This is a genomic window from Pseudomonas lactucae, assembly GCF_016937615.1.
Lineage (GTDB): Bacteria > Pseudomonadota > Gammaproteobacteria > Pseudomonadales > Pseudomonadaceae > Aquipseudomonas > Aquipseudomonas lactucae.
Genome location: NZ_JAFHKI010000063.1, coordinates 1 through 22,981, shown reverse-complemented (window position 1 = coordinate 22,981; position 22,981 = coordinate 1). Strand labels below are relative to the sequence as shown.

The following is a 22,981-nucleotide window of genomic DNA, read 5'->3' as shown; positions in this document are numbered from 1 at the left end:
CAACCGTGACTTGTGGGCCTACCTCTACGAGCAGAGCCGCGACAAGGTACTGGCCGATGCGCGCAGCCACGCGGTGTCCAGCGCCGATGTCGACACCAAGGCCCGCGAAGCCAAGCTGGCGCACCTGCTGGAGTTCGGTGTGCTGGGGTTGAACCTGGTGTCGATGTTCGTGCCGGTGTTGGGCGAGATCATGATGACCGTGATGGCGGGGCAGTTGCTGTATGAAACGTTCGAAGGAGCGATTGAATGGAGCGAGGGCGACAAGCGCGCGGCTAAGGCGCATCTGGTCGATGTGGCGGAAAATCTGGCGCAGATCGTTGTGATGGCGGGTGTGGGCGGCGCCGTGCGCACAGTCAAGGCCGCTCGTTCCGCGCCGCTCATCGAGGCCCTGGAACCGGTCACGTTGCCGAACGGCCAGACCCGTTTGTGGAAGCCCGACCTGAGCCCCTATGAAAGTGCCTTGTCGCTGGAAAAAAGCCCCGGCCCGAATGTGCAGGGACAACACACGCTCAATGGCAGCACGTATATTCGTATCGACGGCAAGGTCTACGAACAGGTGTACGACAACAAGATCTTGCGTTGGCGCATCAAGCACCCGAGCGATGCGACGGCCTATCAGCCGATCCTTCACAGCAACGGTCGCGGTGCCTGGCGACACACGCTGGAACGCCCGCTGGCCTGGGACCGTCTGACCCTGCTGCGGCGCATCGGCCACGCCACCGAGGCCTTTTCGGACGTCGACTTGCTCAAAGTGGCGGATGTCAGCGGGGTGAGCGATAACGCCTTGCGCAAGATGCATATGGACCACGCCGCGCCGCCGCCCGCATTGACGGATGCCATGCGCCTGTTTCGCGCCGACGCGAGCGCCGAGCAGGTGATTGAACAACTCGATGGCGCCCGGCCGATTGACCCGCTGTACCTCTACGCACTGCCGCTGGTGACTGAACTGCCGCGTTGGCCGGTCGGGCATGTGTTGGAGGTTTCCAACGGTGCCGGGGTGACGGGGAGGGCGGTGCGCTACGGCCGCGAGCGTGTGCCGGCCGGCGTGCGCAACCCGCCGACGATCAGCGTCACCGGCCCGAGGTGCTGGCCGGCCAGTTGCCGGAACGCATTCTTGGCGCGTTGGATGAGAAGCAGATCACCTATCTGCTGGGGGAGCAGCCAGCCCGTGTCGTCGATCAGCGCGCCAGTGAGCTGAGCAAGCAACTGGCGGATTATGCCCGGACCCGCAAACCATCGATCTTTGACAGCCTCTACGCGGGCACTGAGCCTGTTGACGCACGCATCAGGCGCTTGCAGCGGGTGTGCCCCGGCCTCAGTGACGCCGCAGCCCTGGAGGTGCTGGCCAATGCGCGTCCCGATCACCTCAAACAGCTGCAAACCTCGCGCCGAGTGCCCTTGAGCCTGCTCGAAGAGGCGCGCTGGTACGCGCGGCAAGGGCGCCAGACCCGCGCCTACGCGGGCCTGCGCAGTCAGACCACGGCCTCGGCGGACAGCCGACGCCTGGCGTTGCACACCCTTGAGACGCTGCCGGGATGGCCGGCTACGCTGCGCCTGGAGGTACGTGAAGGCAGCATTGAGGGTACGTTGCTCGACAGCATCGGCAGCCAGACCGCGTCGGACCACAAGTACCTGGTCAAGCACGGCCCCGGTTTTCAAGCGTTCAATGAGCGCGGTGAGGCGCTCAACAGCGTGCCCGGGGTGGGGGATAACTTTTACGCCTCGATCATGCACGCGTTGCCTGATAGCGCACGCGCAAGCCTGGGCGTGCAGGAGGTCAGCCAGAGTGTGCAGTTGCAAAACACGATCATCGAGGCTGCCGAACGCAACCGCACGCAATCGATGCGGATCCTGGAGCCGCAGGGTCGGTGGTACAAGCCACCGGTGCGCATTAACAACAAGAGGCTTGGGTATTACGCCAGCGGTCGTGGCCGAGGGTTGGCGCCGAATCTGATGCAGCGGGTGCGTACTGCGTTCCCGTTTCTGGACGATGCACGGGCCAATGCGCTTATCCGCAGCTTAATGCAGCGTGGTCTTAGCGAACGTGGCATTTTCACAATGCTGGAGAATCGCGCCCGTACCGCCACTGCGCTGGGGGCTGCACTCGACGCTTGGGTCGGTGCGCCGCAAGAGGGCCTCGCCTTTGACGTCGAGTATGTTCACCGAAACCAGGTCGCCCAAGCGCTCAAGGCCGCATGGGGGCGTTCACGGGTGGCAGGGGAAAGAGCCCCGGATGAAGACGCTCGTCTGAGCCTCATCGTCAACGACACCTTGCCGCCGCTCGCGGCTGATTTTTCAGCCATCCGGGAACTGACAGTGGGCGGGCGCGCCCTGCACGATGGGAATGCGGACGCCTTCCTGGCGCGCTTTCCCAACCTCGAAGCGCTGTCGATCGGCGAAAATGGGGCATTTGTGGCGGCAGGTCCGCTCCCCACGCCGTTGCTGACCACCGTGCCCGAGGCCGTCAAGGCCTTGACCAGGCTGCGACGCTTGCGCATCAAGGTCAATGCGGCGTCGGTCTCGCCGGATTTTTCATCCGATCTCAGCGCACTGATGCATCTTGAAGCACTGCATATCGAATGTTCGGGCATTTCCCTCACCGCGCTCAACGGCCTGGAATTGTCCGCGCTCACCCAGTTGAAAACACTTAGGATCGATGCCGCCTATGCCTTGTGGCAGTGGCCCACCCAGCTTGAGGACCTGGCGCGGCTGGAGCGTCTGGACCTGACCAACACAGCCATCAGCACTCTCCCGGACACGCTTTACAGCGGCCATGAAACCCTGTGGGCCGGTCTGTCGCTGGACTGGTCAAGGTTTTCACACGAGGCCTTCAGGCGCGCCTTTGACTATGTGAAAGCGTACGACGGCCCGTTGGGGCACCTTATGGATGCCCACCAAATGGTCAGCGGTTTCTGCCGAGGAGAGTTGGATTACGTGATGGGCCGTTCGCCACTGAGCGCGTCGTTGCAGGAGGCGTTGAACACCCGACTGGAGACGCCCGAAGACAGGTTGGCGGCTGTCGAAGGCTTGAGCCGGGAGTATCACCGGCTGTTTGGCCCATTCTACGAGCCGCGCTCAATCGGCGGCCCACGCTTGAGGCCGCGTTCAAACCTGTGGAAAGACGGCGAAAATGCCCGGCTTATCAGTGCCCTTGAAACCAGCTGGCGTGGCGCGGTGGTGCGGCGTTACGGTGTGTGGGCGGACGTTGCGACCTTTGAATGGGTGTCGCCACCCGGTGATCAAGTGCTTGAGCTGGCGCAACTGCCCGCCGGCAGCTTTGCGCATGTGCTGACGTTACGTCTGAGCGGGCTGCGGGCCTCGGCCGAGCAGGCACGTGGTTTTATCAGGGCGTTCAGTGCAGTGCGCCGTCTCGAACTTAACGACAGTGCCTTGACCGAGCTGCCCATGGGACCCGACGCGCTGCCTCTGTTGACCCGCCTTGAACTGGCGGACAACAGACTGGTGTTCTCTAACGAACTGCAGGCGCAGTTCGACGGCTTGAGCCAGCTCGAATACCTGGATATCCACAGCAATCCGCTGGAACGTCTGGATGTCAGTGCCCTGAAACAGCTCAAGGCCCTTGACCTGCGCGATACGCAACTACTGGCCTGGCCAACGGGCGCCGAGGACCTGGAGCACCTGATCTGGCTCGACTTGCGTGAAAACAAGTTGTCGGAACTGCCCCCTGAAGTCTTGAGCAGTGACGAGCTGCTGCTCAAGATCAATCCGGTGGCCAACCCTTTCGCCGCGCAAAACAAGGTGGATTTGCTGCTGGCGCAGCAGCGTGTCGATGAAGCCTTGGGTCTGCCTATGGGGGCACTGGACAAATTTTGTACTCAGAACGTGCCGCCCGGCCTCCCGCCTGCGGAGACAGCGTGGTCGATTGCGCGTTATGTGTTGCCGTTGCCAGAGCGTGCACAAGGCGTGGACGAAGCGACCCGTCTGGCTGGCGAAACCCTGACGCGCCAATTGAACGGCTGGATTTTCAGGCGTCGCTCCACACAAGCAGGCGTGACTGTGTTGGCCGAAAGTCGCGGGTTGGCGGCCCAGCGCATTCAGGCGAGCTGGCAAGGCTGGGCGGCGGGCAGTACCAATCCTGAATTGAGTCTGCTGGGTCTGCAAACCGGGGACCTGCCGGCACTGACGGTGCCGCTTGCGCACGTGCGCAGCCTGGACCTCACCGGAGTCAGGCTGTCGGCGCAAGGCTCCAATGACTTTCTGCGTGGCTTTACGCAACTGACGAGCCTGATGTTGAGCGGCAACGAGCTGGCGGAACTGCCCGAGGCGCTCGGGCACATGGCGCAGCTCGAACGCCTGGACCTCGACTACAACAACGTCTACGACGCCGGTCCGCTTTACCCTGCGTTGGGCGGCGAACACCTGCGCTGGCTGGACCTGAGTCACAACGGCCTGCACCGGTTCGATACGAGTGCCTTTCCTCGGCTGGAGACGCTCAACCTCAGCCACAACAGGGTTGACGCATGGCCCGATGGGGTACTGGAGGCCGCGCATTTGCGCACGCTGAACCTCAGTGGCAACGACTTGACCGGCTTTCCCGAGCGACTGCTCGATGGCACCCACAATGATTTGATGGCCGGTACCGACCTCTCCGACAACCTGCTGCTGTCGCTGGACAGTCTCGAACGGCTCAGGCAATACAGTGACGCGCATGAGCGTGGGGCGGTGATGGGGCTGTCGCGGCACGACATCGATTTGAGTATTGAACTGCTTGAGCGCGGCGATGAAACCGACACGGGCGATGAAGACGGTTCCGATGCCGACGCACAGGCCGAAGTCGAGCCCGCCGAGGCGATCCCGGACCCGGCAGGCGACGTCGGGGCGACGGCCTTGGCGCCGTGGCTGAGCACGCTGCGGGACGAGCTGATCGCCGAGAGGACTGACATCTGGAGTCAATTGGCGCAAACGGACGATCACGAACGGTTTTTCCATCTCATCGCACAGTTGCGCCAGACCGCAGAGTTTCGCTTGTCTCAATCGGCACTGACGCAACGGGTCTGGCACGTCATGCAAGCCGCCGCGCAGAACCGCGAGTTGCGCCAACTGTTGTTTCAAAGTGCCGAAACCCACGGCACCTGTATCGACGGCCGTATTCTCACCTTCAGTGAGCTGGAGGTACGGGTGTTTGAAGCTGACGCCTTGCGCGATGTGCGCGAGGGGGGGCTGAACGAAAAAGGCCGCGCGCTGCTCAACCTGTCACGGCAGCTGTTTCGTCTGGGGCAGGTGGAACGCCTGGCGGAAGCGGCGGCTCTGCACCGGGACCGGGCGGAAGTGCGCTTGCAGTATCGCATCGGCATGACCCGCGGCTGGCCGGATGGCCTGGTGTTGCCGGGGCAACCCGAGCATATGACGTACGCGCAGCCGATCAGGGACGAGCAACTCAACGCCGCTCGCGCCTCGGTGCTCTCCGCCGAGGCGGGTGATGCGTTTTATGAGGAGCTGATCACGCGTGACTACTGGCTGCGCTATCTGCAGGAGCGTTACCCGCAGGCCTTTAGCACACTGGATGAACAGGCCCGCACGCGGCACGAGGCGGTGGAGGACGAACACGCTGATTGGCAAGACAGCCCGCAAGCTCAGGAGCGTTACAAGCAGGCACTGAACCTATTGGAAATCGAGCTGGGCACGGCGCGGGCCAGCCAGTTGCTTGAACTGTCGCGAGACGCGGTGACGGCGCTGTCAGCCTCCAGCGTCGAGCCGCAACCAGGGCCGTCCTGGCGCCAATAAGGCGAACCGGTGGCGAGCCAAAGGCCGGCTCGCCACACGCGGTTTTGCTTCAGCTGTCGTAACCCAGGTTCGGCGCCAGCCAACGTTCGGTCACGGCCAGGTCCTGGCCTTTGCGCGCGGTGTAGCTCGTCACTTGGTCCTTGTCGACCTTGCCTACCGCAAAGTACTGCGCCTGCGGGTGTGCAAAGTACCAGCCGCTGACCGCCGCCGCCGGGAACATCGCGTAGTGCTCGGTGAGGAACACGCCGCTGCGCCCGGCCTGCATTTCACGGGCCTCGGGATCGAGCAGTTGGAACAACTGGGCTTTCTCGGTGTGGTCCGGGCACGCCGGGTAGCCGGGGGCAGGGCGGATGCCGCTGTACTGCTCCTTGATCAGCGCTTCGTTGTCCAGCTGCTCGTCCTTGGCATAACCCCAGTAGTCTTTACGCACTTGCTGGTGCAGCCATTCGGCGCAGGCTTCGGCCAGGCGGTCGGCCAGGGCCTTGACCATGATCGAGTTGTAGTCGTCGCCCGCATCCTGATAGGCCTTGGCGACTTCTTCGGCGCCGATGCCGGCGGTGGTAATGAACCCCCCGATGTAGTCGGTGACGCCGCTGTCCTTGGGCGCGACGAAGTCGGCCAGGGAGAAGTTCGGCTTGCCGTCGGTCTTGATGATCTGCTGGCGCAGGTGGTGCAGCCGGGCGATCGGCTGGCCGTCGTCAGCGTAGACTTCCAGGTCATCGTCCTGTACCTGATTGGTCGGCCAGAAACCGAACACCGCGCGGGCGCTGATCAGCTTTTCGTCGATCAGCTTGCGCAGCATTTCCCGGGCATCGGCGTACAGCGCGGTGGCGGCTTCACCGACCACTTCATCGGTGAGGATGCGCGGGAATTTGCCGGCCAGGTCCCAGGAGATAAAGAACGGCGTCCAGTCGATGTATTCGGCCAGGACGTTGAGGTCGATATTGTCCAGCACCTTGGCGCCGGTAAAGGTCGGCACCACCGGGGTGTAGCTGTTCCAGTCGAACTGCGGCTTCTTGGCGATGGCCGCCGGGTAGCTCAGGCGTTCGGTGCGGGCGCTGCGGTTGGAGGTGCGCTCGCGCACATCGATGTATTCCAGGCGGGTTTTCTCGACGAAACCGGCCTTCAACTCCTTGGACAGCAACTGCGTGGCCACACCCACCGCCCGCGAGGCGTCGGTGACGTAGATCACCGCGTCGTTGCTGTACTTGGGCTCAATCTTCACCGCCGTGTGCGCCTTGGAGGTGGTTGCGCCGCCGATCATCAATGGCAGGTGGAAGTCCTGGCGCTGCATCTCGCGGGCCACATGCACCATCTCGTCCAGGGACGGGGTGATCAGGCCCGACAGGCCGATGATGTCGCACTTCTGCTCCCTGGCCACCTGCAGGATTTTTTCCGCCGGCACCATCACGCCCAGATCGACGATGTCATAGCCGTTGCAACCCAGCACCACGCCGACGATATTCTTGCCGATGTCGTGCACGTCACCCTTTACCGTAGCCATCAGGATCTTGCCCTTGGCTTCGGGTTTGTCGCCTTTTTCCAGTTCGATGAACGGGATCAGGTGGGCCACGGCCTGCTTCATCACGCGGGCGGATTTGACCACCTGGGGCAGGAACATTTTGCCGGCGCCGAACAGGTCGCCGACGATATTCATGCCGGACATCAACGGACCTTCGATCACTTCGATCGGGCGCGCGAACGATAGCCGGGATTCTTCGGTGTCTTCGACGATGTGCGTGGTGATGCCCTTGACCAGCGCGTGTTCCAGGCGCTTGTTCACCGGCCAGCCGCGCCATTCTTCGGTCTCGGCTTCCTTGACGCTGCCGTCGCCCTTGTACTTGTCGGCGATGGCGAGCAGGGCGTCGGTGCCGTCCGGGGTGCGGTTGAGCACCACGTCTTCCACCGCGTCGCGCAGTTCGGCCGGGATCTGGTCGTAGATCTCCAGTTGGCCGGCGTTGACGATGCCCATGGTCAGGCCGTTGCGGATCGCATACAGCAGGAACACCGAGTGGATCGCCTCGCGCACCGGGTTGTTGCCGCGGAACGAGAACGACACGTTGGACACGCCGCCCGAGGTCAGCGCGTAGGGCAGTTCGTCACGGATATAGGCACAGGCGTTGATGAAGTCGACGGCGTAGTTGTTGTGCTCTTCGATACCGGTGGCGACCGCGAAGATGTTCGGGTCGAAGATGATGTCTTCCGGCGGGAAGCCGACTTCGTTCACCAGGATGTCGTAGGAGCGTTTGCAGATCTCTTTCTTGCGCGCTTCGGTGTCGGCCTGGCCGGCTTCGTCGAAGGCCATCACCACCACCGCGGCGCCGTAGCGCTTGCACAGCCTGGCATGATGAATGAACTGCTCCACGCCTTCCTTCATGCTGATGGAGTTGACGATGCCCTTGCCCTGGATGCACTTGAGGCCGGCTTCGATCACTTCCCACTTGGAAGAGTCGATCATGATCGGCACGCGGGAAATGTCCGGCTCGCCGGCGATCAGATTGAGGAAGGTCACCATGGCCTTCTTCGAATCGAGCATGCCCTCGTCCATGTTGATGTCGATCACCTGAGCGCCGGCTTCGACCTGCTGCAGGGCGACTTCCAGGGCTTCGGTGTAGTTGTCTTCGCGGATCAGGCGGGCGAACTTGGCGGAGCCGGTGATGTTGGTGCGTTCGCCGACGTTGACGAACAGCGAGCTGCGATCGATGGTGAACGGCTCCAGGCCCGACAGGCGGCAGGCCTTGGGGATGTTCGGGATCGGGCGTGGCGCATAACCGGCCACGGCCTTGGCGATGGCTTCAATGTGGCCGGGGGTGGTGCCGCAGCAGCCGCCGACAATATTGAGAAAGCCGCTCTGGGCGAATTCTTCGATGACCTTGGCGGTTTGCGACGGCAGTTCGTCGTACTCGCCGAATTCGTTGGGCAGGCCGGCGTTGGGATGCGCCGAGACGTGGGTATTGGCCTTGTTGGACAACTCTTCCAGGTAGGGGCGCAATTCGCTGGCGCCGAGGGCGCAGTTCAAACCGACCGAGATCGGCTTGGCGTGGGCCACGGAGTTCCAGAACGCTTCGGTGGTCTGGCCCGACAGCGTGCGGCCGGAGGCGTCGGTGATGGTGCCGGAAATCATGATCGGCAGTTCGATGCCCAACGCCTCGAACACGCCCTGCACGGCGAAGATCGCGGCCTTGGCGTTGAGGGTGTCGAAGATGGTTTCGATCAGGATCAGGTCGGCGCCGCCTTCGATCAGGCCGTGGGTGGCCTCGGTGTAGTTTTCCACCAGTTCATCGAACGTCACGTTGCGGTAGCCGGGGTTGTTCACGTCGGGTGACAGCGAGCAGGTACGGCTGGTCGGGCCCAGTACGCCAGCGACAAAACGTGGCTTGGCCGGGTTTTCGGCGGTCTTGGCATCGGCGATCTTGCGCGCCAGGCGTGCGCCTTCGACGTTCAATTCGTAAGCCAGTTCTTCCATGCCGTAGTCGGCCATGGAAATGCGCGTGGCGTTGAAAGTGTTGGTTTCGAGGATGTCGGCGCCGGCATCCAGGTACGCCTTCTCGATCCCGCCGATCACGTCGGGGCGGGTGAGCACCAGCAGGTCGTTGTTGCCCTTGACGTCGCTCGGCCAGTCGGCGAAGCGTTTGCCACGGTAGTCGTGCTCTTCCAGTTTATAGCTCTGGATCATCGTGCCCATGCCGCCGTCGAGGATCAGGATACGGTCCTTGAGGGCGTGGTGAAGGGCTTGCAGACGAGCGCTACGATCGGACATGGGACTACTCTGGTCAGGCATTACGGAGGGCATGGATCATAACAAACCTGCGAGCGGTTGGTGCATGTTGGGGTTTTGCATGAATATCGCTCATGTTGGTGAGGGGCGTGGCCCGGTAGAATCGCCGGCAATTTCAGCGCACGCATTGAATCGGGACCGGATACATGTCACTTCGTCTTATCGTCAGCGCCGTCCTGGCATTGATTGCCAGTACTGCCCAGGCGCAAGGTCCCGTTACGGCGATCTCCTACACGCGTGATATCCAACCGATCTTTACCGAGAAGTGCGTGGCCTGCCACGCTTGCTACGACTCCGCCTGCCAGCTCAACCTGGGCAGTGCCGAGGGGACGGCGCGGGGGGCGAGCAAAATGCCGGTGTACGACGGCGAGCGCAGCCAGGCGGCGCCGACCACCCGCTTGTTCTATGACGCGTTCGGCCAGCAGGCCTGGCGGCAGAAGGGCTTTTATTCGGTGCTGGACGCGCAGGGCAGCCAGGCCGCGTTGATGGCGCGCATGCTCGAACTGGGGCATAACGCGCCGCTGCAACCCAATGCCAAGCTCCCCGAAGAGATCGCGTTGGGCCTGAACCGCGAAAACAGCTGCGCCATGCCCGGCGAGTTCAACGCCTACGCAGGCAGCCATCCCAAGGAAGGCATGCCATTGGCGGTCACCGGCCTGACCGACCAGCAATACCAGACCTTACAGCGTTGGCTGGCCGCCGGCGCGCCGATCGATGAGCAGGGCCTGGCGCCGAGTGCCAGGGAAGCCTTGCAGGTGCAGCAGTGGGAGGGGCTGTTCAATCAACCCGGCGCCCGCGAAAGCCTGGTGGCGCGATGGTTGTTCGAGCATTTATTCCTGGCGCATATCTATTTCGAGAACGGCGAGCCGGGGCATTTCTTCCAGTGGGTGCGTTCGCGCACGCCGAGCGGGCAGCCGATTGACCTGATCAACACCCGGCGTCCAAACGACGACCCCGGCACGCGGGTGTATTACCGCCTGTGGCCGGTGCAGGGCGTGATCGTGCATAAAACCCACATCACGTATCCGTTCAGCACCGCGAAAATGGCGCGCATCAAAGCGTTGTTCTACGAAGGCAACTGGCAGGTCAACGCCTTGCCGGGCTATGGTCCGGGGCGTCGCGCCAACCCCTTCGAAACCTTCGAAGCCATCCCGGCCAAGGCGCGTTACCAGTTCATGCTGGACAACGCCGAATACTTCGTACGCACCTTTATTCGCGGGCCGGTGTGTCGCGGGCAGATCGCCACGGACGTGATCCGCGATAACTTCTGGACCCTGTTCCAGGACCCTGATCACGATTTGTATGTCACCGATGCGCGTTATCGAGGCCAGGCCACGCCGCTGCTGGCGATGCCGGGGCAGAACGATGACGTGGGCAGCGTGCTCGGCCTGTGGCTGACGTATCGCGACAAGCGCAATCAATACGAAGCGCTGCGCCGTGACAGTTACGCCGACTTGCCGCCGCCCAGCTGGTCGACCCTGTGGGCCGGTAACGACAATGCGTTGCTGAGCATTTTCCGGCATTTTGACAGCGCTTCGGTGACCAAGGGCCTGATCGGCGAGGTGCCGCAGACGATGTGGCTGTTCGACTTCCCGCTGCTGGAGCGCACCTATTATCAGCTGGCGGTGAACTTCGATGTGTTCGGCAACGTGTCGCACCAGGCGCAGACGCGGCTGTACTTCGACCTGATCCGCAACGGCGCCGAGCAAAACTTCCTGCGCCTGATGCCGGCCGACACCCGCGACGACTTCATGGACGACTGGTACCAGAACAGTGGCAAGCTCAAGCTGTGGCTGGACTACGAGGCCATTGATGACGACAAGCCCAGCGGGCTGCACCTGAGCGAAAAGGACCCGAAACGCGACTTTGCCAACCAATTGCTGACCCGCTACGGTCACCTGAATGCCAGCCCCGACCCGATCAACCGCTGCGGCGGCGCATTTTGCTCGCGCGATGGCATCGACCCGGCGCTGCAGGACGCCGAGCAGGCCCTCAGCCGACTCACGTCGCGTCCGGCCGCGGGGCTCAAGGTCATCGACCAATTGCCCGAGGCCACCATGCTGCGTATCGAAACGGCCAGCGGCCAGCGCGAGGTCTACAGCCTGCTGCGCAACCGCGCCCACAGCAACGTGGCGTTTCTGCTGGGCGAGGCGTATCGCTATCAGCCGGGGCTGGACACGCTGACGATCTATCCAGGTGTGCTGAGCAGCTATCCGAACTTCATGTTCAATATTCCGGCCAGTGAAGTGCCGCAGTTTGTCGCACAGATGGAACAGGCCAAGGATGCCGGGCAGTTCGAAAAAATCGTCGACCGCTGGGGCGTGCGTCGCAGTCATCCGCTGTTCTGGCAGTACTTCCACGATTTGTCGCAGTTCATCCGTGAAACCACGCCGGTGGAAGAGGGTGTTCTGGATATGAACCGCTATGAAAACCTCTGACGAGTGGCGCGGGTCTTTCCTGACAAAAATACTAGGACTTTGTACCTCGGTAATAATTTGGCGTAAACTGCCGGCAAGCCTGTGAGGAGTTTCCATGACTGCCATAACCATTACCGACGCCGCCCACGATTACCTGGCCGACCTGCTGTCCAAGCAGAACACGCCAGGCATCGGTATCCGCGTCTTCATCACCCAGCCCGGCACCCAATATGCCGAGACTTGCATTGCCTACTGCAAGCCCGGTGAAGAAAAACCTGAAGACACCGCCCTGGGGCTGAAAAGCTTCACCGCCTATATCGATGCCTTCAGCGAAGCCTTCCTTGACGATGCCGTGGTCGACTACGCCACCGACCGTATGGGCGGCCAGTTGACCATCAAGGCGCCGAACGCCAAGGTGCCGAATGTCAACGCCGACAGCCCGGTCAACGAGCGCATCAACTACTACCTGCAAACCGAGATCAACCCGGGGCTGGCCAGCCACGGCGGCCAGGTGAGCCTGATCGACGTGGTCGAGGACGGTATCGCCGTGCTCAAGTTCGGCGGCGGCTGCCAGGGCTGCGGCCAGGCGGACGTGACCCTGCGCGAAGGTATCGAACGCACCCTGCTGGAGCGTATTCCGGAGCTCAAGGGCGTACGTGACGTGACCGACCACACGCAGAAAGAAAACGCCTACTACTGAGTAAGGTGTTCGCTGCGAATAAAAAACGGCGCCCCGTGAGCGCCGTTTTTTTATGCTTGAAATTCAGGGGGTTGCGAAGTATTTCTAACAAAGGAGATTAAGTGTGGGAGGGGGCAGGCTCTCTCCCGAATTTTTGTGTTTATTCATTTAAAATCAGTGTGTTGCCGTGAATTTGTAAGGTGGGATATCAAGGTCGATAGAGGTGCGCATGCCCGGCCCGATACAGCGACGATTCACTGAAACTGTCGTTTGCCAGCACCCGTCCCACCACGATCAGCGCCGTACGCCTGAACCCCTTGGCCACAACCTTCTCGGCAATATCACTGAGCGTTCCCACCACCCAATCCTGATCCGGCCACGTCGCTCGGTGCACCACCGCAATCGGGCAATCGGCGCCATAGTGCGGCAGCAGATCGGCGACGATCCTCTCCAGGTGATTGACCCCCAGGTGAATCGCCATGGTCGTGCCGTGACGCGCCAGGCTGTCGAAATCCTCGCCTGCTGGCATGCTGGTTTTATCGGCGTAGCGCGTGAGGATCACGCTTTGGGCGATATCCGGCAGGGTCAGTTCGGTCTCCAGCAGGGCGGCGCAGGCGGCTACCGCCGTGACGCCGGGGACGATCTGGAACGGGATGTCCGCTTCGCGTAAATACCGGATCTGCTCGCCAATCGCCCCATACAGGCTGGGATCGCCGGAGTGTACGCGGGCCACGTCCAGGCCTTTGGCGTGGGCGGCCTTGATCAGGTCGATGATCTGTTCCAGGTGCAATTCGGCGCTGTTGACCACCTGCTGCGCCTGATGGCCTTCCAGAACCGCCGCGGGCACCAACGAGCCGGCATAAATGATCACCGGGCACTGGCGAATCAGGCGCTGGCCTTTGACGGTGATCAATTCCGGGTCGCCGGGGCCGGCGCCGATGAAGTAGATGGTCATACGCGAATCCTGTGACAAGCGGCGAGCATGAAGGTTGTTCATGATCGGGAAGGGTAATTATCGAGCGTTTAGTCGCTGCAGGCCAATGCAAAGGTGGCCTGGGCGTTTTTTTGGCGGGTGATCAGTAGGCGGGCCGGGGCATTGGTGAACTGTTCGGCAAGCGCCAGCGCGGCACTTTCGGCGATGCCGTAGCAGCCGGTATGGGCAAATGCGACCGCGGATTTGTGGCTGAGACGGTCTTGATAAACAGCCAATTGCGTGGCACTGAAACACTGCAAGGGCAGCTCCAGCAACCGCGCCAGGTCGAGCAAGCCGGGCTCATTCTGTTTGCGATCGAGGCTGGCCAGCGCGGTGATGCGCTGTCTATCAATCCCGCCCTCGGCGAGGGCGGCCTCAAACAGCGCCAGCAGAATGTGAACCTCACAGCCCCGCTGGCAACCCAGGCCGACGACGCAGGTCATGCCGAATCGCGATCATCGCGATTGCGTCGGAACAGCCAGGCGCTGATCAGGCCCAGGGCCAGCCAGAACGCCATGTTGGTCAACTGCGAAGCGATCTTGAATTGAGTCTCCAGCGCTTCTGGCGCCAGCATCGAGTGCTCTAGCGGTTGCGGCGCGCCGATCACGTGCGGCACCGCCAGGATGGCCGCGCCCAGTACTTTGAGCAGCCAATGGCGGCCGAAGACGATCAATGCAATACCGACAGCGGTAGACGCTGCGGTGCCGATCCACCAGGTCTGGCGCAGCGCCAGGTCGGCGGCGGCAGTGCCCGGCAATTCCGGCGGCAGGCCGAGGGTGGGCGCCAGCACAAAGGTCGCATAACCGGCCAGGCCCCAGAGCAGGCCCTGAGCGGCGCGGGTGGGCGCGCGCAGGGTGTACAAGCCTGCCAGCATCAGCGCAAAACCGACGGCGACCACCAGATTGCCGCCGGTGGTGGACAGCACGCGCTGCCAGCCGTCTTCCGGCGACCAGGCTTCGGCGTCGTGGCTGTGGGCAGCGGCGCCGGCGCCGTGTTCGTGGGCGACTTCGGTGGTTGCCGGGGCGTGCTCAAAGGTTTCCGCCTGCAGAATCAGCGGGGCGACCCAGAAACTTTGCAGCAGGGTCAGCAGCAGGGCGGCCAAAAGGCCGGTGAACCCTGCGGTTTGCGCAATACGCTTGATCATCTCGGCAGGCCTCAGTGGCACGGGAACGCGGCGCTGTGGCGGGTATCGTGGGCGGCGTTGTGCACCGCTTCGATGTGCGAGAAGCCGGCGAAATACACCAGGCACGCGCCGAGGATCGACGCGCCGATGGCGGCGGTCAGACGTTGGCTGAGGATAGTGGTACTGCTGGCGGTAGCTGAGCTGCTGCTGATCATCGACATGGCGCGTCCCTTTCAGGTATCAGGGTGAAACGAGCGCATGAAAACCCCGCGAGCCGGGCACGCAGGGTTTTGAACAGCGCCCGCCCACCGCGGGTTTGTTATCTGATTTTTCGGGCCGGTCTCCGGGCTCGCGAGGGACTCTGGGTCTATAAAGCATCGCCTTCCCATGCCGTACCGGCACAGTGGATCTGACGCTTCGCTCGCTTACCGTTGCGGGGGCAGCACCGGACTGGCCATCTGTCGATGACGCACCGGTTTCCCGTTTCACCCTGTGAAGGGCACCCGAAACAAGACGTGTAGAAGATCATGGGCGGGGGAGGTGCGTCAAACGCCTTGAGCCCTGATAAAGGCCCAAAGTGCTTGATAGGTATGGTGAGGCGTCTCTATCACCCGGCCTGATGTCCTAGTGATCGGCATGATTCACGGTTATTCATCGTCGTCGCTGAACCTTGGTCTAGGCGTGTTGGATGCATAACGAATTAAGTAGTCAAGGTTCTCATGATCAAATCTTTCGTCTTGCAGGCCTGGCCCAAAAAAACCAATCCCGATATCCAACCGGTTAAGAAGGTCTTTGCGCGCGAGCATCACTTTGGCGACGTCTGACGCTTGCTCAGAAAAAACTCTATCGGTCTGAAGTTCGCCGGCTGCTTCTTTTAACTCATTGAAGTTTACGTACTTATCGTCCGCCCCTCTAGCGTATTCATGAAAGTGTTTCTTTACTTCCTGCAGCAGTTTTTTGTCGCTGTACCACGTTGCTTCTGATCCTTGCGATGTGGCTCGCTTGCTGCGGCTACTGGCAGTGGCGGGGGCTGTCCATTGGTTGTGCATAGCGTCCTGAGTGGAATCCGGTTGAGCTTTGTACTCAATAAACGGGTTAGGTAGGTAGGAGAAGTTGTTGGCTTGGGAGATTGAAATCGACATCGTACGCCCTTGAAGTTGTGTTCATTGTTTGGTGCTTATCATCGAAGTGAGACAAGTTCATGCGTGGGTGGTATCTGCTTCATGGTCAGTTCCTCCTCAATTTTTAACCAATGGTGTACGTTCTAATCTGGCACGTTTGTGTGGATAAGTTACAAGCGCAATAGGCAGAGCCCAGCGAAAGTAACTTTCAGTCGCACGGACGAATCCATTCGTTGTTGCGTAAATGATCGGTAAGAGTCTGTTGACATTGACCAGCTCTCTGGCACTGCGTAGCCTTGCATCCTTCGAGGTTCTTCGGCCCAGGCCGAAGCTAAGAAGGGAACACGGTTCAAGCCGTGGCTGCCCCCGCAACTGTGAAGGGTTTACCGACTGCCATGCCACTGCCCATCAGGCGGGAAGGCGCAGCCGGCGCCGGCCTGATGGCCCGCATGCCCCAAGCCAGGAGACCTGCCTCGCAACCGATTTTCCACTTCAACCGGGCGGGGTGATCCGGTGACGAAATCCGCTGCTGCGCGCTGTCGCAGGGCTTATCGTCCCGTATGCCCGCCCCCAAGGGCATCCGATGAAAACACTGGCCAAACTTCCCGTCACCATCGTTACCGGCTTCCTCGGCTCGGGCAAAACCACCTTGCTGCGCCATATGCTCGACAATGCCCAGGGCCGCCGCATCGCCGTGATCGTCAACGAGTTCGGCGAGCTGGGCATCGACGGCGAAATCCTCAAGCAGTGCTCTATCGGTTGCACCGAGGAAGAAGCCAACGGCCGCGTCTACGAATTGGCCAACGGCTGCCTGTGCTGCACCGTGCAGGAAGAGTTCTTCCCGGTGATGCGTGAACTGGTGGCCCGTCGCGGCGACCTCGACCATATCCTCATCGAAACCTCGGGCCTGGCGCTGCCAAAACCGTTGGTGCAAGCCTTCCAGTGGCCGGAAATCCGCAGCGCCTGCACGGTTGACGCGGTGATCACCGTGGTCGACAGCCCCGCCGTGGCCGCCGGCACCTTCGCCGCGTTCCCCGACCAGGTCGACGCCCAGCGCAAGCTCGACCCGAATCTGGACCACGAGTCGCCCTTGCACGAGCTGTTCGCCGACCAGCTGGCCAGCGCCGACCTGGTGATCCTCAATAAATCCGACCTGATCAGCCGCGAAGACCTGGCCCGCGTGCGCCTGGAAGTCGCCGAAGAGCTGCCGCCGGCGGTGAAAGTTATCGAAGCCAGCAGTGGTCGCGTGCCGCTGGACGTGCTGATCGGCCTGGGTGCCGGCTCCGAAGAGCACATCGACGGTCGCCACAGCCATCACGATCATCACCACGACGGTGAAGACGATCACGACCATGACGCTTTTGACTCGATTTCCATCGACCTGCCGCAGGCCGACGAAGCCTTGCTGCTCGACGCGCTGACCCAACTGGTGGTGCAGCACGGCATCCTGCGCGTCAAAGGCTTTGCCGCGATCCCGAACAAGCCGATGCGCCTGCTGATCCAGGGCGTGGGCACGCGTTTCGACAAGCACTTCGACCGTGCCTGGGGCGCTGACGAGGCGCGCATCACGCGTTTGGTGCTGATCGGCCAGGACCTGGATGCCGCCGGCCTTGAAGCGCAGTTGCGCGCAGCGCTCAGCGTTTAACCCATGCACCTGCTCAGGACTCAGCCCGGTGGTTTCGTCGCGGACGACAATATCGCCGACCTTGGCCAGACCCCCGCCGAACTGGTGATCCTGTGCAGCGGCGATTCGAGCCTGGCGCTGCTGGCCGAAGCGGCGCAACAGTTACCCGACGATTACCCCAGCCTGCGCCTGGCCAACCCGATGCAGGTGCAGAACCACGCGTCGGTCGACCTGTACGTCGACGAAGTGCTGCGCCATGCCAAGGTCATCCTGCTTTCGCTGCATGGCGGTATCGGTTATTGGCGCTATGGCATCGAGCGCTTGGTGGAGCTGGCCGAACGCGGCGTCACGCTGATCCTCGTGCGGCGATGATCGCCCGGACCCGGAACTCAGCGGCCTGAGCACGGTAAACGCCGAACAGCGCGACCGTCTGTGGCACTTCCTGCGCCAGGGCGGCTTGGGCAATGCGCTGGATTTCTATCGCTGCCTGGCCAGCGGTTACCTGGGCCGTGATTACCCTTGGGCCGAGCCGCAAACCCTGGCGCGGACCGCGATCTATCACCCGCACACCGCCAATGCCCGTCTTGATGACTGGCAGTCGGCGTGGAACCCGGACTGGCCCGTGGCGGCGGTGCTGTTCTACCGTTCGCATTTGCAGGCGGCCAATACCGGTTTTATCGACGAGTTCTGCCAACGCTTGCAGGCGGCGGGCCTCAACCCGCTGCCGATGGCGGTGGCCAGCCTGAAAGAGCCCGGCTGCCTGACGGTGGTCGAGGACCTGCTGGATGAGGTCGACGCCGCGGTGATCCTCAACACCACCGGGTTTGCCCAGTCCAGCCCCGAAGCGCCGCATGTGCGCCCGTTTCGCCGCAATATCCCAGTGATTCAGGCCATTTGCGCCCAAGACAACCAGCCCGGTTGGCAGGCCAGCGAGCAGGGCCTGGGCCCGCGCGACCTGGCGATGCACATTGCCTTGCCGGAACTGGACGGGCGCATCATCAGCCGGCCCATCAGCTTCAAGGACCTGGCCTGGCGCAGCGAGCGCAGCCAGTCGGATGTGGTGTGCTACCGCGCAGCGCCCGAACGCATGGACTTTGTCGCCGCGCTCGCACGGCGCTGGGTCGAGCTGGCGCGGGTGCCGAATGCGCATAAGCGCATCGCGCTGATCCTCGCCAACTACCCGACCCGTGACGGCCGCATCGGCAATGGCGTGGGCCTGGACACGCCGGCGGCGGCACTGAATATCCTGCGGGCGCTGCAGGCTGAAGGCTATCCGCTGCCGGATACTTTGCCGGACAGCGGCACGGCATTGATCCATGAACTGCTCGGCGGCGTCACCAACGACCTCGACAGCCTGGACCTGCGCCCCTGTCATCAAAGCCTGGGCCTGGACGACTACGAGGCGATGTTCCAGCGCTTGCCGCAGGCCAATCGCCAGGCGTGCTGGAGCGCTGGGGCACACCGCATACCGACCCGATGTTCCGCGACGGTCGCCTGATGATCGCCGGCCTGCGCCTGGGCCAGACGTTTGTCGGCATCCAGCCGGCGCGCGGTTACCAAGTGGATGCCAGCGCGGTGTACCACGACCCGGACCTGGTGCCGCCCCACGGCTATCTGGCGTTCTATTTCTGGTTGCGCCACACCTACGGTGCCCATGGCGTGATTCACGTGGGCAAGCACGGCAACCTGGAATGGCTGCCGGGCAAAGGCGTGGGTTTGTCGGAAAACTGCTGGCCCGACGCGCTGCTCGGGCCATTGCCGAATATCTACCCGTTTATCGTCAATGATCCGGGTGAGGGCGCCCAAGCCAAACGGCGCACCCAAGCGGTGATCATCGACCACCTGATGCCGCCGCTGACCCGTGCCGAAACCTATGGCCCGCTGCGTGATCTGGAGCTGTTGGCGGACGAGTATTACGAAGCTCAACTGCTCGACCCGCGCCGTGCCCGCGAACTGCAAAAAGACATTCTCAAGCTGGTGCGCGAAACCCATATCGACCAGGAACTTGAACTGGACGGCGACGCGGATGCCGCCATTTGGCTGCCGCGCCTGGACACCTACCTGTGTGACTTGAAGGAATCGCAGATCCGCGACGGCCTGCATATCTTTGGCGAGTCGCCGCAAGGCCGCCTGCGCATTGATACGCTGCTGGCCTTGCTGCGTATTCCGCGTGGCGATGGCCGTGGCCCGCAATCGAGCCTGCTGCGGGTGTTGGCCAAGGCATTCGAGCTGGGTTTCGATCCGCTGGATTGCGCCCTTGCCGAGCCCTGGACCGGACGTCGCCCGGCGGTGTTGCAGCAGATCGATGAACAGCTGTGGCGCACCGCCGGCGATACCCGCGAGCGCCTGGAAGTGTACGCCGCACGCTTAATCGAACAGGCCTTGGACGGGCCGCTGGAGCAGTTGCAAGCGCCCGGTTGGGAAGACGTGAAAGCGGTGATCGAGCACCTGCGTAGCCTCGTCGCGCCACGCCTGGATGCCTGCGGCCCGGCGGAAATGCGCGGTTTGCTCGATGCCCTGAGCGGTCGTTTCGTGCCAGCCGGGCCGAGCGGTGCGCCCAGCCGTGGGCGCCTGGATGTGCTGCCCACCGGCCGCAACTTCTTCAGCGTCGATGTACGCAACCTGCCCACCACCACGGCCTGGCGCATTGGTTTCCAGTCCGCGAATCTGATCCTTGAGCGGCATTTGCAGGACCACGGCGACCACCTGCGTCAGCTCGGCCTGTCGGTGTGGGGCACGGCGACCATGCGGACCGGCGGTGACGATATCGCCCAGGCCATGGCGCTGATGGGTGTGCGCCCGGTCTGGGCCACCGGCAGCCAGCGGGTGGACGACTTTGAAATCCTGCCGGTCAGCCTGCTCGACCGCCCGCGTGTGGACGTGACGTTGCGGGTGTCCGGGTTCTTCCGCGATGCCTTCGCCAACCTGATCCGCCTGTTCGATGCGGCGGTGCAGGCGGTGGCGGCCCTGGACGAGCCGGACGACCTGAACCCGCTGGCCGCCAAGGTGCGCAGCGAGCGCGAAGCTCTGCGTTTGTCGGGGCTGGATGAAGATGCCGCGGCGAAACAGGCCGGCTGGCGTATTTTCGGCGCCAAGCCCGGTGCCTACGGCGCCGGCGTGCAAGGCGCGATTGACGGCCGCCTGTGGCAAAGCCGCGAGGATCTGGCCGAGGTTTACCTGAACTGGGGCGGCTACGCTTACGGCGGTTCCGACGAGGGCACCGCCGCCCGCGGGCAGTTTGCCCAGCGTTTGAGCCAGGTGCAGGCCGTGTTGCAGAACCAGGACAACCGCGAGCATGACCTGCTCGACTCCAACGACTACTACCAGTTCCAGGGCGGCATGCTGGCCGCCGTGGAAACCCTGAGCGGCAACAAGGCCGCCAGCTACCATGGCGACCACAGCCAGCCGGACCTGCCGAAGATCCGTACCTTGAAGGAAGAGCTGAACCGGGTGATCCGTTCCCGCGCCGCCAACCCCAAGTGGATCGACGGCGTGAAGCGCCATGGCTATAAAGGCGCGTTCGAGATGGCCGCGACGGTGGACAACCTGTTCGCCTTCGATGCCACCACGGCGCTGATCGACGATCATCAATACGCCTTGCTCGCCGACGCTTACCTGCTCGACCCTGACACCCGCGATTTTGTGCAACAGCACAACCCCGCAGCGCTGCGCGACATGACCGAGCGCATGCTCGAGGCGCAACAGCGCGGCCTGTGGCAGGAGCCGGGGGCGTACCGCGAGGCGTTGGAAAACCTGTTGCTGGATATAGAAGAAGACAGCTAATGACTGATATTCCGCATTTTCCGCTGTCCGCCGTGGTCGGCGCCGATGATTTGAAGCTAGCGCTGTGCCTGACCGCCATCGACCCGAAGATCGGCGGTGTGCTGATCGAAGGCCCGCGCGGCATGGCCAAGTCGACCCTGGCCCGTGGCCTGGCCGACCTGCTGGCCAGCGGGCAGTTCGTGACGTTGCCGCTGGGCGCCACTGAAGAGCGACTGGTGGGCACCCTCGATCTCGACGCGGCACTCGGCGAAGGCCGCGCACAATTTTCCCCCGGTGTGCTGGCCAAGGCCGATGGCGGCGTGTTGTATGTCGATGAGGTCAACTTGCTCGCCGATCACCTGGTCGACCTGCTGCTTGATGTCGCCGCCAGCGGCACCAACCTGATCGAGCGTGACGGCATCTCCCATCGGCATTCGGCGCGCTTCGTGCTGATCGGCACCATGAACCCGGAGGAGGGCGAGCTGCGCCCGCAGTTGCTCGACCGTTTTGGTTTCAATGTGGCGTTGAGCGGGCAGACCTTGCCGGCCGAGCGCGGGCAGATTATCCGTCGACGCCTGGATTTCGACAGCGACCCGGCGGCGTTCTGCGCGCAGTGGGCCGCACCGCAGGCAGCCTTGCGTGAACGCTGCACGGCCGCGCGAGCGCGGTTGCACAGTATCGCCCTGGATGACCAGACCCTGGCGCAGATTACCGAGCGCTGCTTTGCCGCCGGTGTCGATGGGGTGCGCGCCGACCTGGTCTGGTTGCGCGGCGCCAGGGCCCACGCGGCGTGGCGGGGCGCGCAGGCAATCGGCGAAGAGGATATCGAGGCCGTGGCCGAATTTGCCCTGCGCCATCGGCGCCAGGCGCACTCGGCGCCGTCGAGTCCGCCCGATCAAGGGCAGGCCCCCGAGCCTTCAGACACCTCACCCGGCCAAGGCCAGTGGGGTGACATGCCCGCACCCGCCTTGCCCACGGGCGCCCGTCGCGAAGTCCCCGCCTGGCCAAAAAAGCCCTAGGCATTCGCCCCCGGCCTGACACGGGGGCGGATGCCCGTCCCCAGGCGGGGCGATTGAATACCGGCAGGCAAGGCAAGGCGCGCAGCGCACAGCAGGGGGCGGTTAACTGGCCGGGTACCTTGCTGGGCGGTCGGCCACAATCGCGCGAGGACCTGCGCTTTCATCTGCGCAGCCGCTCGGCGCATGAGTTGTGGCTGGTGATTGTCGACGCTTCGGCGTCGACCCGGCGGCACCGTGCGTTGACCGATGCCAAGGGCTTGCTGGCCCAACTGTTTGACGATGCCTATCGGCAACGCGCGCGCATGGCGTTGTTGACGGCGAGTGGGCAGGCGCCCAAGTGGCAGGTGCAAGGGCTCAAAGCCGCGAAAGGCTTGACCGGCTGGCTGGATCAACTGGGTGCCGGCGGCGGTACGCCGTTGCTCGCGGCGTTGACCGAAGCGCAGCAGTGGTTGGAGGCGCGGCGCAAGCGCTATCCCGCCGAGCAGCAGAAGCTGCTGGTGATTACCGATGGGCGACTCAAGGACATCGGCGGGTTGCCGTTACTGGCGTGTCCGGGAGTGCTGGTGGATATTGAGCGCGGGCCGATCAGGTTGGGCCGGGCCCAGGCGTTGGCGGCGGGGTTGCAGTTGGAGTATCGGCATATCGATGAGGTGTAGTGCCTGTACCGCCATCGGGGGCAAGCCCCCTCCCACCCTGACCGCATTCCAAAAGGTTTACTCGGTCAAATGTGGGAGGGCGGT

The 22,981-nt window shown here is 63.0% G+C and carries 13 protein-coding genes, 1 pseudogene and 2 riboswitches; of the genes and pseudogenes, 8 read left to right on the top strand and 6 right to left on the bottom strand.

Going from position 1 to position 22,981, the window contains the following annotated elements:
* The first annotated feature begins 10 nt into the window (after nt 1–10).
* Together JWR98_RS29405 and JWR98_RS12670 are read left to right on the top strand one after the other, a co-directional pair.
* Nucleotides 11–1,198 (top strand): DUF6543 domain-containing protein, encoded by a 1,188-nt coding sequence (locus JWR98_RS29405; RefSeq protein WP_225908688.1) that lies wholly within the window; start codon nt 11–13, stop codon nt 1,196–1,198.
* A complete protein-coding gene (locus JWR98_RS12670; RefSeq protein ID WP_341870876.1) occupies nt 1,084–5,745 on the top strand; it encodes an NEL-type E3 ubiquitin ligase domain-containing protein in 4,662 nt (1,553 codons plus the stop codon). The genes JWR98_RS29405 and JWR98_RS12670 overlap by 115 nt, the downstream gene beginning before the upstream one ends.
* Before the next feature lie 49 nt (nt 5,746–5,794).
* Here the strand turns inward: JWR98_RS12670 and metH are convergent, their stop codons facing one another.
* The gene (metH, locus tag JWR98_RS12665) at nt 5,795–9,505 is read right to left on the bottom strand and encodes a methionine synthase (RefSeq protein WP_205490200.1); all 3,711 of its coding nucleotides are present in this window, start codon (nt 9,503–9,505) and stop codon (nt 5,795–5,797) included.
* 164 nt (nt 9,506–9,669) lie between these two features.
* Here metH and JWR98_RS12660 point away from each other — a divergent pair, with 164 nt between their 5' ends.
* Nucleotides 9,670–11,961, top strand: coding sequence for a fatty acid cis/trans isomerase (locus JWR98_RS12660; RefSeq protein WP_205490191.1), 2,292 nt, complete (start codon nt 9,670–9,672; stop codon nt 11,959–11,961).
* A 94-nt stretch (nt 11,962–12,055) separates the two neighbouring features.
* Complete coding sequence (gene nfuA / locus JWR98_RS12655; RefSeq protein ID WP_003173594.1) at nt 12,056–12,640, top strand: Fe-S biogenesis protein NfuA; 585 nt, start codon at nt 12,056–12,058, stop codon at nt 12,638–12,640.
* 187 nt (nt 12,641–12,827) lie between these two features.
* Here nfuA and cobM read toward each other — a convergent pair whose 3' ends face one another.
* The 5 genes from cobM to JWR98_RS12630 form a co-directional block, all read right to left on the bottom strand.
* Nucleotides 12,828–13,574, bottom strand: a complete 747-nt coding sequence (gene cobM, locus JWR98_RS12650) for a precorrin-4 C(11)-methyltransferase (protein WP_078732937.1) — start codon at nt 13,572–13,574, stop codon at nt 12,828–12,830.
* 68 nt (nt 13,575–13,642) lie between these two features.
* Nucleotides 13,643–14,035 carry a cobalamin biosynthesis protein gene (locus JWR98_RS12645; protein ID WP_205490189.1) on the bottom strand — a complete coding sequence of 131 codons (393 nt, stop codon included), beginning with the start codon at nt 14,033–14,035 and terminating at the stop codon, nt 13,643–13,645.
* Entirely contained in the window at nt 14,032–14,736 is a 705-nt protein-coding gene (locus tag JWR98_RS12640) for a CbtA family protein (protein ID WP_205490187.1), read from the bottom strand. The genes JWR98_RS12645 and JWR98_RS12640 overlap by 4 nt, the downstream gene beginning before the upstream one ends.
* 11 nt (nt 14,737–14,747) lie before the next feature.
* Nucleotides 14,748–14,936, bottom strand: a complete 189-nt coding sequence (locus tag JWR98_RS12635) for a CbtB domain-containing protein (protein ID WP_205490185.1) — start codon at nt 14,934–14,936, stop codon at nt 14,748–14,750.
* A 96-nt stretch (nt 14,937–15,032) separates the two neighbouring features.
* Nucleotides 15,033–15,237: riboswitch (cobalamin riboswitch) on the bottom strand.
* A gap of 125 nt (nt 15,238–15,362) precedes the next feature.
* Nucleotides 15,363–15,857 (bottom strand): hypothetical protein, encoded by a 495-nt coding sequence (locus JWR98_RS12630; protein WP_179119912.1) that lies wholly within the window; start codon nt 15,855–15,857, stop codon nt 15,363–15,365.
* Between the two features lie 270 nt (nt 15,858–16,127).
* A riboswitch (cobalamin riboswitch) is annotated at nt 16,128–16,326 on the top strand.
* A 93-nt stretch (nt 16,327–16,419) separates the two neighbouring features.
* Here JWR98_RS12630 and cobW point away from each other — a divergent pair.
* The 4 genes and pseudogenes from cobW to JWR98_RS12610 all read left to right on the top strand — a co-directional run bounded on the left by cobW (nt 16,420) and on the right by JWR98_RS12610 (nt 22,897).
* Nucleotides 16,420–17,481, top strand: a complete 1,062-nt coding sequence (cobW, locus tag JWR98_RS12625) for a cobalamin biosynthesis protein CobW (protein WP_078732941.1) — start codon at nt 16,420–16,422, stop codon at nt 17,479–17,481.
* Nucleotides 17,482–17,484: 3 nt separating this feature from the next.
* Nucleotides 17,485–21,243: pseudogene (gene cobN, locus JWR98_RS12620) on the top strand (cobaltochelatase subunit CobN).
* Nucleotides 21,243–22,241 (top strand): magnesium chelatase ATPase subunit I, encoded by a 999-nt coding sequence (locus JWR98_RS12615; protein ID WP_205490183.1) that lies wholly within the window; start codon nt 21,243–21,245, stop codon nt 22,239–22,241. The pseudogene cobN and the gene JWR98_RS12615 overlap by 1 nt, the downstream one beginning before the upstream one ends.
* A 53-nt stretch (nt 22,242–22,294) precedes the next feature.
* Nucleotides 22,295–22,897, top strand: coding sequence for a vWA domain-containing protein (locus JWR98_RS12610; RefSeq protein ID WP_205490181.1), 603 nt, complete (start codon nt 22,295–22,297; stop codon nt 22,895–22,897).
* Nucleotides 22,898–22,981: the final 84 nt, after the last annotated feature.